Consider the following 14759-nt stretch of genomic DNA (forward strand, 5'->3'; position numbering starts at 1 on the left):
ATGTCACGGCAAGATGGGCGCTTGCCGCCACGACCGGACATGAAGAGCGATGTTTCTCAACACCGATAACCACAAGCCCTACTACTGGGGCGAAGAGCCGCCGCGCAAGCCGAAATATCCCGAACTGACGCCGCGACAGCAAAAGGTTCTCTTTGCGCTGATCGGCTTCAACCTGCTGATGATGCTGCTCGCGCCGATTGGCGGCGCGACGATCATCTCGGCCCTGGTGCACCTCGCGGGTTAGGGTCAGAACCCCTTAGTTCCGCTTCTTCTTGTCCGTCTTCCCGCCCTTGTCGAAGCCGATATAGACCTTTGCGTCTGCGCCGGCGCCGGCGGGGATGGTGACGTTGCTGTCGGTGAAGACGAACTGGGTGGTGCCGGTGGCGGGGATTTCGACCGTGATCGGGCGCACCTGATCGTAGAGAACCTGGTCTTCATCGCGTGCCGTGACGCGGATCGGCAACGTCACCGTGCCGGGCGTGCCGACGGGGCCGAGCACGACGCGGCCCTGGGCCACGATGTTGACGGTCAGGCTGGTGGCGCTCTGGGTGCACTGGCGGGTCTGGTCGCCGAAGGAGGCCTGATAGAGGATCTTCATCGGATCATCCGTGCCGCCCTTGGCATAGGCGCGGTGGACAGCCGTTTCATCGGTCAGGAAGACCTGCGGGCAGGCGCCCTGGATGACGGCGGCGGGCTCGCCGCCCACGCCGGTGGCAAGCGTTGCCTGCGCGCCGGCTGCCGGCGTTGCGGCCTGCTGGGGTTCCACCGCCACGACGTCGGCCGTATCCGTCTTGCTGCAGCCTGCAAGCGCCACAAGGAGGGAGGCGGCAATGAGATGACCGAAAAGCTTTGAAGACACGCGACTGACACTCCCCACTCGCCCGGCTTGCCCGGGAATCGTTCTTTCTCCGGCCTTCATGGCCGTCAATGCGGACACGCGAGCCGGCCTTTGCGGCAAGCGCGCCCTTGAAACTTCCGTCAGCGCCGACCCGGCAACGCCTTGATGGCATTCCCTTCCGGTCAGCGGCGGCGGCACCCTACTGCATTCTTTTAAAAACCGGAACGGGGCTTTGCGCAACAATCGCCTGGACCGACCGAAGATGTGCGTGCGCGGCGGCACGGGAAAGAGGTTTTCTTTTGCCAAGCGTTGCGTTAGGCACGGCGGCCGGTTTCCGAGACGATACAGGCCCGATCCAGCGCCCGGATCGCACGGCTTTGCCAGCACCTGACGCAAAGAGACGGCCCTTTTCGCCCGGAAGCGACTAGGACGAGGTGGACGTGCGGGACTGACGGAACGGGACGACCGGACCGCAGGATGAAGGACAGGACGATGGTGACCTATGTTTCCACGCGGGGCGAAGCCCCGTCGCTCGGGTTTTCGGATGCGCTGCTGGCCGGTCTTGCCAGCGATGGCGGGCTTTACGTCCCCAAGGAGTGGCCGACCTTCAAGAAGAAGGACATCCGGGCCATGCGCGGCCAGTCCTACCAGGAGATCGCGTTTACGGTGATCTCGCGCTTTACCGGCGACGAAATCAAGGGCGACACGCTGCGCGCCATGATCAACGAAGCCTATGCGACCTTCCGCCATCCGGCCGTGGTGCCGCTGGTGCAGACGGGTCCGAACAGCTTCGTCATGGAACTCTTCCACGGCACGACGCTCGCCTTCAAGGACGTGGCGATGCAGATGCTCGGCCGCCTGATGGACCATGTGCTGACGGAGCGCGGCGCGCGCGCCACCATTGTCGGCGCCACCTCCGGCGATACGGGCGGGGCGGCCATCGACGCCTTTGCAGGGCGCGAGCGCACCGACATCTTCATCCTCTTCCCGCATGGCAAGGTCTCGCCGGTGCAGCAGCGCCAGATGACGACCTCGACCGCTTCGAACGTCCACGCCGTTGCCATCAACGGCAATTTCGACGACTGCCAGAACCTCGTGAAAGCCATGTTCGGCGACGTGGCCTTCCGCGACGGGGTGGCGCTTTCGGGCGTCAATTCGATCAACTGGGCGCGCATCATGGCGCAGGTGGTCTATTACTTTACAACGGCGATCGCGCTCGGCGGTCCCGACCGGAAGATCTCCTTCACGGTGCCGACAGGCAATTTCGGCGACATCTTCGCCGGTTACGTCGCCAAGAGGATGGGCCTGCCGATCGACCGCCTCGTTGTCGCCACCAACGAGAACGACATCCTCGCCCGTACGCTGAAGACCGGCCGCTACGAGATGCGCGCGGTGAAGGCGACGACCTCGCCGTCCATGGACATCGGCGTCTCCTCGAATTTCGAGCGGCTGCTGTTCGAGGCCTATGACCGCGACCCCGCCAAGGTGCGCCGCGCCATGGACGGGCTGAAGCAATCCGGCGCCTTCGAGATCGAGGAAAAGGCGCTGAAGGCGATCCGCCGGGAGTTCCGCGCCGGTCGCGCCAGCGAGAAGGCCGTCGCCAGGACCATCGCGAAGACGCTCTCCGAGACGGGCTACCTGCTTGACCCGCACACCGCCATCGGCGTGCATGTGGCGGAGAAGCACACCCGGCCCGCCTCCCCCATGGTGACGCTTGCAACCGCGCATCCGGCGAAGTTCCCGGCGGCGGTAAAATCCGCATCCGGTATTGACCCGGCGCTTCCGACGTGGCTTGCTGATCTGATGGACAGGGAGGAACGTTTCGATATCCTGGATCCCGAGCTGAAGATCGTCGAGGCTTACGTCGACGAACGTGCCCGCATCCGGAAGTAGAGCGTAGAAAGACGGATGATGAAAGTTGAGTGCACGCGGCTGAAGTCCGGCCTGACGGTCGTCACGGAAACCATGCCGCATCTGGAAAGTGTCGCACTCGGCGTGTGGATCAAGTCCGGCTCGCGCAACGAAACGGTTGAAGAGCACGGCATCGCGCATCTCCTGGAGCATATGGCCTTCAAGGGCACGGCCCGGCGCACGGCCCGGCAGATCGCCGAGGAAATCGAGAATGTCGGTGGCGAAGTCAACGCCGCCACCTCGACCGAGACCACCTCCTATTACGCCCGCGTTCTCAAGGACCACGTTCCGCTCGCGGTCGATATCCTCGCCGACATCCTGACCGAGTCGAGCTTCGACGAAGAAGAACTGCGGCGCGAGAAGAGCGTCATCCTGCAGGAAATCGGCGCGGCCAACGACGTGCCCGACGACGTGGTGTTCGACCGCTTCGCCGAGACCGCCTTCCGCGGCCAGACGATCGGCCGGCCGATCCTCGGAACGCCGGATACGGTGAACTCCTTCACGCCCGACCAGATCCGCGGCTATCTCGGCCGCAACTACACGACGGACCGCCTGTTCGTGGTGGCGGCCGGTGCCGTGGATCACGACAGCTTCGTCAAGCAGGTCGAGGAGCGCTTCGCCTCCATCCCCACCGCGCCGACGGCACCGCCGATCTTCGAGACCGCGATCTATACCGGCGGCGACACGCGCGAAGAGCGCGACCTGATGGACGCGCAGGTGCTGCTCGGCTTCGAGGGCAAGGCCTATCATGCGCGCGACTTCTACTGTTCGCAGATTCTCGCCAATATCCTCGGCGGCGGCATGTCGTCCCGTCTCTTCCAGGAAGTGCGCGAGCATCGGGGTCTCTGCTACTCCGTCTATGCCTTCCACTGGGGCTTTTCCGACACCGGGATCTTCGGCGTGCATGCCGCAACCGGCGGCGAGAACCTGCCGGAGCTGATGCCTGTCATCATCGACGAGTTGCGCAAGTCCTCGGACCGGATCGAGCAGCAGGAAATCGAGCGAGCCCGGGCGCAGATCCGCGCGCAGCTTCTGATGGGCCAGGAAAGCCCGGCGGCGCGCGCCGGCCAGATCGCCCGGCAGATGATGCTCTATGGCCGGACCATTCCGAACCAGGAACTGATGGAGCGGCTCTCCAGCATCACGGTCGAGCGGTTGACGGATCTTGCCGGGCGGCTGTTCTTCGATACGGCGCCGACGCTTTCGGCCATCGGGCCGCTGGAGCTTCTGGCGCCGACCTCCGAGTTTTCCGCCAGCCTCTCGAGCCCTGCCCCGGTGCGGGCGGCGAGCTGAGCCGGACAGGACTGCGCCGGAGCGCATCGGGCCTGACGATGGTGGCACCCCTCCCGCGCCGCCTTTTCTGTCCGCTTGAAACCGCGTTTCGCGTCTGATTTGATGGGCTTTTCGGCTGCGTCGGCAGTCGGTGGGAAATGGTCTGTCGGGGCGGCAGGGGAGCAATGAAGCGCATGGCGAGGTCAATGTTCCGGTTTCTGTCGCGTCCGCCGGAGACCGTGACGATTGCCGATGCCGATCATCTGCTGCGGCTGCCCGTGCAGGGCGATTTTCGCGCCTGGACGCGGCTCAGGGCCGAAAGCCGCGCTTTCCTCGAACCGTGGGAGCCTGTGTGGCGCGCCGAAGACCTGACCGAGAGCGCCTTTCGCGACCGGGTGGCGCGCAGCGAACAGGAATTTTCTGCCGGACAGGCCGTACCGCTGCTGCTCTTTTCCCGCCATGACAATGCGCTGCTCGGCGGCATTACGATTGGCCATATCCGGCGCGGCGCGGCGCTCTCCTGCATGATCGGCTACTGGATGGGCGAACGTTACGCCGGCAAGGGGCACATGAGCGCGGCCGTCGGCCTCGTCGTCCCCTACATCTTTTCGGTCCTTCAGTTGCACCGGATCGAAGCGGCCTGTATTCCGGAAAACGAAAGAAGCGTGAGGCTCCTTGAAAAGGCCGGTTTTGAGCAGGAAGGCTACCTTCGAAAATACCTGAAAATCAACGGCCAGTGGCGCGATCACATCCTGTTTTCGCGGATTGCGCCCCCGGACGGTCCAACGGAAGTGTAATCGTGTTGAACGCTTTGAAACGCCGCGCCGCCGCGAGCCCCCTTGCTGCGCTCGGCCAACTCCTCACCGCGCTGGTCCTGTTTGCGCTTCTTGGCGCCGGGCCGGCGGCTGCGCTGGAGCCGGTGAAGATCTCGCGCGAGGACACGGCGCTCGACCTCACCAAAACCACGGAAATCTACACGGGTCGCGGCGAAGCCTTCCAGGTTTCCACGGCACCCGGCACGGATGGCATCGTGCGGCGCATCGAGGTGCGCTCCTCCTCCGAGCAGCATCGCGGCGACTGGGCCGTCTTTGCGCTCGCCAATGTCTCGGAAGAGCAGCTGGAGCGTGTCATCGTCGCGCCCCACTTCCGTCTGGTGAATTCCAAGCTGTTCTGGCCCGATCTCGGCTCGCAGCGCATCCTCGGGATCACGCCGTCGGAAGGCTTTGCGCTGGACCGGCAGCCGAGCGAGGAAGCGGACGTGTTCCGCATCACGCTGAACCCGGGCTCCGTCATCACCTTCGTGGCCGAACTCGCCTCGCCCGACCTGCCGCAGATCTACCTCTGGGAGCCGGACGCCTACAAGGACACGGTCAACGCCTTCACGCTCTATCGCGGAATCGTGCTCGGCATTGCCGGCCTGCTGGCGGTGTTCCTCACTATTCTCTTCGTCGTCAAGGGCACGTCCATGCTGCCGGCGACGGCCGCACTCGCCTGGGCGGTGCTCGCCTATATCTGCGTGGATTTCGGCTTTATCTCCAAGCTGATCAGCGTGACGGCGGATGACGAACGCATCTGGCGGGCGGGAACGGAGGTGTTTCTCGCCGCCGGCCTTGTGGTCTTCCTCTTCACCTATCTCAATCTCAACCGCTGGCACCAGCACCTGTCCTATGCGACGCTTGCCTGGGTTCTGGGTCTTGGCCTGCTGTTCGGCGTGGCGGTCTACGATCCCGCGATTGCGGCCGGCATTGCGCGGCTTTCGTTTGCGCTGACCGGCACGGTCGGCCTCATCCTCATCATCTATCTCGGCTTTTCGCGCTATGACCGCGCCATCCTGCTGGTGCCGGCCTGGGCGCTGATCCTCGTCTGGCTGTTCGGGGCCTGGCTGACGGTGACGGGGCAGCTTGCCAACGACATCGTGCAGCCGGCGCTCGGCGGTGGCCTCGTGCTCATCGTTCTCCTGATCGGCTTTACGGTGATGCAGCATGCCTTTGCCGGCGGCGCCTACCAGCTCGGCTTGTTTTCCGACATGGAGCGCCAGTCACTGGCGCTGACGGGGTCGGGCGATACGGTCTGGGACTGGGACGTGGCGCGCGACCGCATCGTGACCATGCCTGACGTTTCGGCCCAGCTCGGGCTCGCGCCCGGCACCATGCATGGCCCCGCCCGCAACTGGCTGCCGCGCCTGCACCCGGATGATCGCGACCGTTTCCGCGCCACGCTCGACGTGCTGCTCGAGCATCGCCGCGGGCGGCTGAACCACGAATTCCGCATCCGCGCCGAAGATGGCCACTATCACTGGCTGGCAATCCGCGCCCGGCCGGTGCTGGCGGCCACCGGCGAGATCATCCGCTGCGTCGGCACGATCGCCGACATCACCGAGCAGCGCAATTCGGTGGAGCGGCTGCTGAACAATGCCGTGACCGACAATCTGACGGGACTGCCGAACCGGCAGGTGTTCCTCGATCGCCTGCAGGCCATCCTGGCGCTGGCGCCGACCTCCAACACGATCCGCCCGACGGTGCTCGTCATCGATATCGACCGCTACAAGGCGGTGAACGACCAGCTCGGCATCGCCGCCGGCGACAATATCCTCATCGCACTGACGCGGCGCCTGCGCCGTCTGTTGCGCCCGCAGGACACGCTGGCGCGGCTTGGTGGAGACCAGTTCGGCCTCATCCTCATGTCGGAGCGCGAGCCCGGCAAGGTGGCGGATTTCGCCGATGCGGTGTCGAAGGCGATCATGGTGCCGCTCTCCTTCGGTGCCAAGGAAATCAACCTGACGGCCTCGATTGGTCTCGTCTCCTGGGTGGACCAGCAGGAAAATGCGGCCGGGCTTTTGAACGACGCGGAACTCGCCATGTTCCGCGCCAAGAAGCAGGGCGGCAACCGCGTCGAGCCCTTCCGCCCCGCCTTCCGCACCTCGGGCACGGATCGCCTGCAGCTCGAAGCCGAGCTTCGCCGCGCCATCGAGCGCAAGGAGCTGTCGATGGCCTACCAGCCGATCGTGCGGCTGGCCGATGCCGAGATTGCCGGCTTCGAGGCGCTGATGCGCTGGGATCACCCCAAGCGCGGGACGATCTCGCCCAGCGAATTCATTCCGATCGCGGAGAATTCCGAACTCATCAACCAGCTCGGTCTCTTCGCGCTGGAACAGGCGACCACGGATCTCGCCGAATGGCAGCTTTCGACCGGGGCGCTGCCGATCTTTGTCTCCGTCAACCTCTCCTCCGCGCAGCTGCTCTCCAACGAGCTCTATGACGACCTGCGCGCCATCATCGCCAAGAACCGCTGCGATCCCTCGCGGATCAAGATGGAGCTGACGGAATCGGTGGTGATGGAGAACCCGGAACAGGCCCGCCTGGTGCTGACCAAGCTCAAGGAAGCCGGGCTGACGCTGGCGCTCGACGATTTCGGCACCGGCTATTCCTCGCTCTCCTACCTCACCCGCTTCCCCTTCGACACGATCAAGATCGACAAGGCGCTGGTGAAGGATCCCTCCGACAAGCGCGCCGTGCTGCTGCGCAACGTCGTCAGCATGGCCCGCGAACTGGACATGCAGGTGGTGGCCGAGGGTATCGAGACGGAAGAGGACGCCCAGCAACTCGCCCAGATGGGCTGCGACTATGGCCAGAGCTACCTCTTCGGTCCGCCGATCGGCGCGGAATCGATCGGGCGGCTTCTCAAGGAGCGCTTTCCGCTGATGAAGCGGGCGTGAGGCTGTGAATGAAGGGGCACGGCTCTGGTGTCGTGCCCTTGCCGCGCTTTCGGGGACGGTCACGGCGCTGGCGCTCGGCCTCTCGATTTCGGCAGCGACGAGATAAGACGTGAGCGTGCAGAGCCGCTGACGCTCGTGCGCTTTGGGCCTTAGCCCTACCCCATCACCTCAGACAGAAACCGCAGGGCCGCCTCCTCGTCGAAGGGCACGGTCGTATCCACGGTGAAGAGCGGTGCGCGGCCGGTGGGAGTGGCGCGGCTGGCAAGTGCGATGAGTTCGGGGACGTAGCTTTCGCCGGGATGGCCGGGCAGGCGGTCGGTAAGGCGGGCGCGGTAGCGCTCGCCAATCACCTCGGGCGGCGCGCTGCACCAGATTTCGGCGATCGCGGTCACGCCTGACGCGGCGAGGTAGCGGTCGAGGTCTTCGAGCGGCTGGAAGCCGAACCAGGCATCGACAACGAACGAGGTGCCGGGGGCAGAGGCGGCGATGACATCGAAGATCGCCTGGTAGCTTGCCTTTCCGAGCGTGCGGTTGAAGGGGCGGTCGACGTTGTCGATGCGGGCGAGGAAGGGGTTCTTGATCGTATCGAGCGCCATCAGCGTCGCGCCGGTCCGCGCCGCGATGCGCCGCGCGATGCTGCTCTTGCCGGAGGCGGGTACGCCGTTGACGAGGATGAGGCGCTTTGCAGGCTGTCCGGGCCGGACAGTCGCGGCGGACGCCCCCTCCCCCAGCGCTTCCAGCGCGGCGAGTGCGGAGCCGATCATGCCGGCATCGTCGCCAAGCTTTGCGGCGGCCACGGGCGTGCGATACCAGCGGCCGGCATCGGGGGCGTAGGCGAGCGCCTTCAGCGCGCTGTCGCCCAGCCCCCCGCCGAGCAGCAGGATGTCGGGATCGAAGCTTGCGGAGAGCGTGTTGAGGGCGGCGCGCAGCGGGCGGGCCCAGTCGGACAGAAGCGCGGCGCAAGGCCCGTCGCCGGCCGCTGCGCGGGTAATCGCCTCCTCGCAGCGCAGGTCGGCGGCAAAGCCGGCGGCCGTCTTCAGGCGTCCGAAGGCGGTGCCGGAGGAATAGAGTTCGACGCAGCCCTGCTGGCCGCAGACGCAGGTCGGGCCGTTTTCATTGACGACGATGTGGCCGAGCTGGCCAGCCGCCTGCCGCCCGTAGACGATGCGGCCATCCAGCATGGCGCCGCCGCCGATGCCGGTGCCGATCGTCAGCATCACGACATTGTCGAGCCCCTTGGCCGCGCCGATGCGGGCTTCGGCGATGAGGGCCATGGAGCAGTCGTTTTCCAGCCTGACGGGCCGCGAAAAGCGCGCCTCGATGCGGCTCTTCACGTCGATGCCGGAGAGATCGAGAAAGCCGCCGGAGAGCACGCGCGCGGTGCGGGCATCGACGCGGCCGGGAATGCCGATGCCGATGGCGGTCACCTCGGGGCGATCGAATTCGGCAATCAGGTCGATCATCATCGCCAGCGCCCGCTCGGGCTCCTGGCAGCCGTCGATGATCTTCTTCTCAAGGATGGTGCCGGCCCGATCGACACGGGCGACACGCATGCGCGTGCCGCCGATGTCGAGGCCGATGGCCTGTTGCGACGGGCTGTCCACGGGAGGTTTCCCGCTCAGGCCGCGGCGCGCTGGGTGGCGAAATACTTGCCGATGATCGCCTGGATCTCGCGCAGGCGCGGAATGGCGATCTCCTGCAGACGCTGTTTCGTGACAGCGCGGTCGAGCGAGATGCAGTCCTTCCACAGCGAGCGGCCGGCAATCACGCCGGAGGCGCCGTTCTTCATGGCGCTTTCGACCTGGCCGAGGAAGGTGGAATGATCGACACCGGCCGAAAGCACCGCCCACGGCACGCCGGCGCAGAGCGTGGTGACCGCTGCGCAGGTCTCGTCCGAGCCCGGATAGGGGATCTTCAGCACCTTGGAGCCGAGTTCGAGGCACAGACGGCTGCCCTCCACGATGAGGCCGGGGAAGGCCGCCTCATAGGCTTCCTTGCTTTCGCCCTCGAGGCGGTAGGTGAGGAATTCGACGACGAGGAAGAGATCCTCGCGGGCGAAATCCTCGATGCAGCTCTTGAGGATCGCGATATTGTGGGTGTTGGCCTCCGGCTTGTCGGCGCGCAGGTAGACCATGATCTTGCCACCGGTGCCGCCCAGTTCGCGCACGCGGCGCGCCGTGATGCCGTCCACCAGCTTCGACAGGCGGTAGCCCTCGGGCGTCACGTCGAAGCCGGAGGCATCGAGACCGATGAGCAGGCCGGTGTTGCGCGGCAGGGTCCAGCTGTCGACGATCTGCGGCACGGCGCAGACGGGATCGACCAGCACGCCGCCGGCCTCGACGGCGAGGTAGCGGGCAATGTCGGCCTTGGTGTCGCCGAGCACGGCGTTGGAAATCTTCGCCTGCTCCTCCGGCGTTTCGGCCAGCACCTGGCGCATGCCGCCGCGCTGGTCGCAGGCGATCACCATCATGGCACCGTCATGGCCGCAGATCTGCTGGTAGCCGCGCAGTTCGGCCGTGGTCATTGCGTTCATCGGGGCAGTCATCGGTCTTCCTCCCTTGCGGGCACGATGGTGGCCCGCTTCCGGGCGGGCCTTCGCCCGCCGCATCTCTTCGCCGCCCCTTGCCGGACCGGCGCACCGGCCGAGCGCCACGCAGCACGGCTCCGGCCGCAAGACCCGCAACCCCACCAAAGTCAGGGGGTCGAGGTGGTGCAGTCTCCGTTGCGCAGGCGCTGGTTTTCGGCGATAACTCCAGTAAGGGTGATGTAACACGTTTCTGAAAGGAATTGCAAGCTGCCTCCCCAACCCACATCCGAGACGCCGGCAACGCGCGCCATGCTGCACATGGTGGCCAAGCTGCACTATGAGTCCGAGATGTCGCAGATCGACATCGCGCGCAAACTCTCCGTGTCCACGGCCACCGTCTCGCGCATGCTGCAGAAGGCCCGCGCCGTCGGCATCGTGCGCATCGAGGTGCTGGACCTCGTCTCGCCGGAAGACATCACCGCGGAACTGATCGCGGCGCTCGGGCTGAAGACGGCGGCGGTGATCGATACGCCGCAGACGGGCGTGCTCGGCGCGCTGGCGCAACCGCTCGGCACGCTTCTGAAGGCGGCGGGGCTCGGCGACGGCGCGGTGATCGGCATCGGCTGGGGGCGTGCGGTGCGCGAGGTGGTGCTGGCTGGACTGCCGACACTCGGGCGCGCCAGCATCGTGCCGCTGACGGGCGGCATGCAGCAGGCGGCGGCGCATTTCCAGATCAACGAATTCGTGCGCCTTGCCGCCGAGCAGATCGGCGGCGCCCCGCATTTCCTGCACGTGCCCTACCTCTCTTCGCCCGAACTGCGCGAGGCGGTTCTCGCCGATCCCTCCGTCAGCCAGACGGTGGCGCTGTGGAACCGGCTGGACTGCGCCATCGTCGGCATCGGCCTGACGCACGCCCCGCAGCCCTCCGAGACCAGCGCGGCGACGGCGGGCGAGAAGGCACTGGTGGAGGCGGCCGGCGACGTGATCCGCCATTACATGACCGAGGACGGCAGCCTGCTGGACTGGGAAGGCGAGGCCCGCATGATCGCGGCCTCGGCGGCACAACTGCGCCAGGCGCCGCTGTCGGTCGGCGTTGCGGCCGGGGCGGAAAAGGCGGCGGCGATGATCGGCGCGGTGCGATCCGGCATGATCAACGCGCTGGTGACGGACACGGTATCGGCCCAGGCGATCCTCGGACGGCTGGCCGGCAATGCCGCCGGCAGCGGTCGGTAATCCATAAGAAATATCTTTCAGGAAAGAATTGCACTTGACGCGCGGCAACTTCCGGCGTGATGATGGGCCATGCACGGACGACCGGAGGAGTGGCGCCGTGCTTCAAAAAAACGCTCATCTCGAGGAGGAGACCATGCAGCGTCGTTCACTTTTCAAGGCAGCCGGTGTTCTGGCTATGGCAGGCGCGATCGCGCTTTCGGCCGGTAGCGCCAGCGCCCAGGACAGCAAGAAGTTCACCATCGCGCTCATTCCGGGCCTGACGACGGACGCCTTCTACATCACCATGCGCAAGGGCGCGGAAGCCGCCGCCAAGGCCGTCGGCGCCGAACTCGTCTTCCAGGGCGCGCCGGACTTCAACCCGGTCACGCAGGTGCCGGTTCTCGATGCCGTCATCGCCAAGAAGCCGGACGCCATCCTGATCGCGCCGACCGACAAGACCCAGCTCGTACAGCCGCTGAAGAAGGCTGCTGACGCCGGCATCCCGGTCATCACGGTCGATACCTTCATCGGCACCGGCCAGTACCAGACGGGTGCCGGCGATGCCGACTTCCCGATCTCCTACGTCGCCTCCGACAACGTGCTCGGCGGCGCCATGGCGGCCCGCGCGCTGGCGTCTGCGATCGGCGAAAAGGGCAAGGTCTACGTTTCCAACGTCAAGCCCGGCATTTCCACCACCGACCAGCGCGAGCAGGGCTTCAAGGACGAGATGGCCAAGCATCCGGGCATCACGGTTCTCGAAACCCAGTTCAACGACAATGACGCCAACAAGGCTGCCTCTCAGCTGCAGGCCGTTTACGCCCGCAACTCGGATCTGGCCGGCGTCTTCGGCGCGAACCTGTTCTCCGCGCTCGGTGCCGCCAACGGCGTGCAGCAGGCCGGCCAGACGGGCAACGTCAAGGTCGTCGCCTTCGACGCTCCGGGCAGCATCGTGGACAACATCAACAGCGGCCTTGTCGACGTGGCGATCGCCCAGCATCCGGCCGAAATCGGCTACTTCGGCGTGATGGCCGCCTATGCGCACCTGACGGGCAACTCCGTTCCGACCGCGATCGGCACCGGCTTCACCGTCATCGACAAGAAGAACGTGGCCGACCCGAACGTCGCCAAGTTCATCTACTCCGAATAAGCCGCAAGGCTTCATCCAGGAACCTCCCGAGGGTGTACGGCAGCGCCTGACGCGTCAGGCAAGGGCGCTGCCGTCGCCACGCGCCCCTGGAGCGCGGCTCGACCTGACGGATATCAGCTCGGTGCCTCCAGGCTCTTTTCCTTGCAGCACACGCCTGTCGGTGCCCGTTTCACTCCGGTCGGATATCGCTCCGGCCGTGGCGCCGGGACACCGCCACCCCCGCTTGAAACAGGGCCCGCCCGCAACAGGGCCCCGCTGAAAACAGGACGGATATGTCAACCATGACCACCGAAGTCGCCAAGCATGTCGCCCCGCAGGCCGACCATGCCGACACCGGCAAGACGCTGATGCAGCGCATCGCCCAGCTCAGGGCGTGGCTGTTCCTCGGCGCCTTGATCATCACCTTCGAGATCTGGGCGCGCCTGTCCTTCGGCGGCACCTTCATCTTCTCGCCCTTCAACTGGCAGTCCGTGGCGATCTTCGCCGTGGCGCCGCTGATGATCGCGGTCGGCCAGACCTATGTGATCATCTCCGGCGGCATCGACCTGTCCACCGGCTTCATCATGGGGCTCGCCGCCGTCGTGGCGGCGCACATCGTCAATCTCGCCGGTCTCGCCATGCCGCTGCCGGTCGCCATGCTCGTCGGCATCATCGCCGCCGTCGCGGCCGCCGCCGTGCCCGGCATCATCAATGGCCTGCTCATCTCGCGGCTGAAGATCCCGCCCTTCATCGGCACGCTCGGCATGTTCGGCGTGGCGCGCGGCGCGGCCTTCCTTCTGGCCGGCGGCACCACCGTTCCGGTCAACAACAGCTGGTTCGCCATGCTCGGCAACGGCCGCATCTTCGGCATTCCCTATCTCGTCATCGTCACCGCCGTCTTCGTGCTGGTCATGCACTACATTCTGAGCCAGACGCGCTTCGGCCAGCACAATTACGCGATCGGCGCCAACATGCAGGCCGCCCGCCGCGCCGGCATCGACATCCGCGCCCATATCCTGAAGCTCTACATTCTCTCGGCCATGTGCGCGGGCCTCGGCGGCGCGCTCTACGCCGCCCGCTTCACGGCCGGTGCCGCGCAAGCCGGCGAGCCGCTGCTGCTCGACAGCGTCGCGGCCGTCGTCATCGGGGGCGCCTCGCTCTTCGGCGGCTCGGGCTCGATCATCGGCACGGTGGCCGGCGCGCTCGTCATCGCCGTCATCCAGTACGGCCTCGTCTTCCTCAACGTCGAACCCTTCTGGCAGTTCATCGCCGTCGGCATCGTCATCATCATCTCGGTCCTCATCGACCAGGCACAGCGTCGCTTCAGCGGAGGCAAACAGGATGAATAGTCAGACACCCCTCCTGGAAATCCGCAATCTCTCCCGCCACTTCGGCGCGGTGAAGGCGCTGCAGGACTGCTCGATGGTGGTGCGCCCGGGCGAAGTGGTGGCGCTGGCCGGCGACAACGGCGCGGGCAAGACCACGATGATCAAGGCGCTGTCGGGCGTCTATCCGCCGACATCGGGCGAGATCCTGATCGAAGGCAGGCCGGTCAGCTTCGGCTCGCCGCAGGAGGCCCGCGCGCTCGGCATCGAGACGATCTACCAGGATCTGGCGCTCGCCGACAACCTGACGATCGGCGCGAACATCTTCCTCGGCCGCGAGCCGATGAAGAAGCGCTTCGGCTTCCTGCCGGCCATCGACCGCAAGAAGATGGCGGATGCCGCCCGCGACACGATGGCCAAGCTCGACTTCCACGTCAAACGTCTGGATGCGCCCGTCAGCAACTTCTCCGGCGGCCAGCGCCAGGCCGTCGCCATCGGCCGCGCCGTCTACTGGAACGCCAAGATCCTCATCATGGACGAGCCGACGGCAGCCCTTGGCGTGCCGGAACAGCGCAAGGTGATCTCGCTCATCAAGTCGCTGAAAACGCAAGGGAAAGGCGTGATCTTCATCTCGCACAACCTGCAGGACATTTTCGCCGTTTCCGACCGCATCGTGGTGCTGCGCCGCGGCGTGGTGGCCGGCGAACGCAACATCGCCGAGACGACGCATGACGAGGTGGTGAAGCTGATGATCGGGGGGTGATGGGGGCGCGACTTGCTTCGGCGGCTTGCGCCTTCGTGCAGGCCCTCAACCCGACCTCCGTCATGCTCGG

At 66.0% G+C, this 14759-nt stretch carries 12 protein-coding genes; 9 read left to right on the forward strand and 3 right to left on the reverse strand.

The features are described from left to right. Positions 1-49 precede the first annotated feature (49 nt). Positions 50-244 (forward strand): hypothetical protein, encoded by a 195-nt coding sequence (locus tag ACED18_RS12820; protein ID WP_377292765.1) that lies wholly within the window; start codon positions 50-52, stop codon positions 242-244. Between the two features lie 12 nt (positions 245-256). Here the strand turns inward: ACED18_RS12820 and ACED18_RS12825 are convergent, their stop codons facing one another. Then, a complete protein-coding gene (locus tag ACED18_RS12825; RefSeq protein ID WP_377292767.1) occupies positions 257-859 on the reverse strand; it encodes a hypothetical protein in 603 nt (200 codons plus the stop codon). 471 nt (positions 860-1330) lie between these two features. On the opposite strand from ACED18_RS12825, the gene thrC reads away from it, so the two are divergent. The 4 genes from thrC (at position 1331) to ACED18_RS12845 (ending at position 7736) form a co-directional block, all read left to right on the forward strand. Further along, entirely contained in the window at positions 1331-2731 is a 1401-nt protein-coding gene (gene thrC, locus ACED18_RS12830) for a threonine synthase (protein WP_377292769.1), read from the forward strand. A gap of 15 nt (positions 2732-2746) precedes the next feature. Continuing rightward, positions 2747-4042 (forward strand): M16 family metallopeptidase, encoded by a 1296-nt coding sequence (locus tag ACED18_RS12835; RefSeq protein ID WP_377292771.1) that lies wholly within the window; start codon positions 2747-2749, stop codon positions 4040-4042. Between the two features lie 173 nt (positions 4043-4215). Beyond that, a complete protein-coding gene (locus ACED18_RS12840) occupies positions 4216-4818 on the forward strand; it encodes a GNAT family N-acetyltransferase (protein WP_377292773.1) in 603 nt (200 codons plus the stop codon). Positions 4819-4832: 14 nt separating this feature from the next. Beyond that, the gene (locus ACED18_RS12845) at positions 4833-7736 is read left to right on the forward strand and encodes an EAL domain-containing protein (protein WP_377293091.1); all 2904 of its coding nucleotides are present in this window, start codon (positions 4833-4835) and stop codon (positions 7734-7736) included. Positions 7737-7891: 155 nt separating this feature from the next. Here the strand turns inward: ACED18_RS12845 and ACED18_RS12850 are convergent, their stop codons facing one another. Continuing rightward, positions 7892-9340, reverse strand: coding sequence for an ROK family protein (locus ACED18_RS12850; protein ID WP_377292775.1), 1449 nt, complete (start codon positions 9338-9340; stop codon positions 7892-7894). Between the two features lie 14 nt (positions 9341-9354). Further along, positions 9355-10269 carry a tagatose-bisphosphate aldolase gene (locus tag ACED18_RS12855; RefSeq protein ID WP_377293093.1) on the reverse strand — a complete coding sequence of 305 codons (915 nt, stop codon included), beginning with the start codon at positions 10267-10269 and terminating at the stop codon, positions 9355-9357. Positions 10270-10572: 303 nt separating this feature from the next. Between ACED18_RS12855 and ACED18_RS12860 the strand changes: the two genes are divergently transcribed. The 4 genes from ACED18_RS12860 to ACED18_RS12875 all read left to right on the forward strand — a co-directional run bounded on the left by ACED18_RS12860 (position 10573) and on the right by ACED18_RS12875 (position 14689). Continuing rightward, the gene (locus ACED18_RS12860; protein ID WP_377292777.1) at positions 10573-11496 is read left to right on the forward strand and encodes a sugar-binding transcriptional regulator; all 924 of its coding nucleotides are present in this window, start codon (positions 10573-10575) and stop codon (positions 11494-11496) included. A 175-nt stretch (positions 11497-11671) separates the two neighbouring features. Further along, positions 11672-12622 carry an ABC transporter substrate-binding protein gene (locus ACED18_RS12865; RefSeq protein ID WP_377293095.1) on the forward strand — a complete coding sequence of 317 codons (951 nt, stop codon included), beginning with the start codon at positions 11672-11674 and terminating at the stop codon, positions 12620-12622. A 272-nt stretch (positions 12623-12894) separates the two neighbouring features. Then, positions 12895-13950 carry a ribose ABC transporter gene (locus tag ACED18_RS12870; protein WP_377292779.1) on the forward strand — a complete coding sequence of 352 codons (1056 nt, stop codon included), beginning with the start codon at positions 12895-12897 and terminating at the stop codon, positions 13948-13950. Further along, a complete protein-coding gene (locus ACED18_RS12875; RefSeq protein ID WP_377292781.1) occupies positions 13943-14689 on the forward strand; it encodes an ATP-binding cassette domain-containing protein in 747 nt (248 codons plus the stop codon). The genes ACED18_RS12870 and ACED18_RS12875 overlap by 8 nt, the downstream gene beginning before the upstream one ends. The last annotated feature ends 70 nt before the right edge of the window (positions 14690-14759 follow it).

Origin of the sequence: Rhizobium sp. SG2393, from assembly GCF_042610495.1 — a bacterium.
Lineage (GTDB): Bacteria > Pseudomonadota > Alphaproteobacteria > Rhizobiales > Rhizobiaceae > RU20A.

Excerpts from the sequence above, each read along its gene's own strand:
- ACED18_RS12855 (WP_377293093.1), bottom strand. The coding sequence starts at position 10,269 with ATGAACGCAATGACCACGGCCGAACTGCGCGGCTACCAGCAGATCTGC.
- thrC (WP_377292769.1), top strand. The coding sequence starts at position 1,331 with ATGGTGACCTATGTTTCCACGCGGGGCGAAGCCCCGTCGCTCGGGTTT.
- ACED18_RS12870 (WP_377292779.1), top strand. The coding sequence starts at position 12,895 with ATGTCAACCATGACCACCGAAGTCGCCAAGCATGTCGCCCCGCAGGCC.
- ACED18_RS12865 (WP_377293095.1), top strand. The coding sequence starts at position 11,672 with ATGGCAGGCGCGATCGCGCTTTCGGCCGGTAGCGCCAGCGCCCAGGAC.
- ACED18_RS12820 (WP_377292765.1), top strand. The coding sequence starts at position 50 with ATGTTTCTCAACACCGATAACCACAAGCCCTACTACTGGGGCGAAGAG.
- ACED18_RS12835 (WP_377292771.1), top strand. The coding sequence starts at position 2,747 with ATGATGAAAGTTGAGTGCACGCGGCTGAAGTCCGGCCTGACGGTCGTC.
- ACED18_RS12860 (WP_377292777.1), top strand. The coding sequence starts at position 10,573 with ATGCTGCACATGGTGGCCAAGCTGCACTATGAGTCCGAGATGTCGCAG.
- ACED18_RS12875 (WP_377292781.1), top strand. The coding sequence starts at position 13,943 with ATGAATAGTCAGACACCCCTCCTGGAAATCCGCAATCTCTCCCGCCAC.
- ACED18_RS12840 (WP_377292773.1), top strand. The coding sequence starts at position 4,216 with ATGGCGAGGTCAATGTTCCGGTTTCTGTCGCGTCCGCCGGAGACCGTG.